The 542-nt window shown below is 39.7% G+C and carries 1 protein-coding gene; it reads left to right on the forward strand.

Annotated elements, in window-relative coordinates; all coding sequences use genetic code 11:
* Positions 1 to 382: transposase (locus AC3WJN_RS25605; RefSeq protein WP_492329362.1), on the forward strand; the 382-nt coding region annotated here is incomplete at its 5' end.
* Between the last annotated feature and the right edge of the window lie 160 nt (positions 383 to 542).

The raw sequence follows: 542 nt of genomic DNA on the forward strand, positions 1-542 counted from the left end.
GTTACGACTGATTGAAACGCATGATTCGAAAGGAAATCGTATTCGAATCATCACCAATCGGTTCGACTTAGAAGCAGAAGAATTGAGCGACATCTACCGTTGGCGCTGGCAAATAGAACTGTTTTTCAAATGGATGAAACAACACGCAAAGATCAAGACGTTCTATGGAACAAGTGAAAATGCGGTCTGGAATCAAGTTTTTCTCGCTCTCATTGCTTACTGCTTGTTGCTTCTTGTAAAGCTGGAAAGAAACAGTCAGCACAGTCTGCTGCAAATCAGTAGATGGCTCAAAGTGTTTCTCTGGCAGACCTTTGAACAATGGATAGGCAGAATGGATTACCAATCCAAACGAACATCCAGAGGGCGACAGAAAAGGAAGTAAGTGTTGTTTGTTGTTGTCGATGTTGTAATAAATGTATAAAACTACCAAATGGATAGTGGCTACCTTTTGCTTGGCTGTTCTCGTTTTTGGTTGTGAAGTTGAAAATGTCATTCAGAATAATTTGACAATAGATGGATTCATTTTTTATGCAACGCTAATG

It is taken from the genome of Brevibacillus sp. FW306-2-1A-C05A (assembly GCF_058781555.1).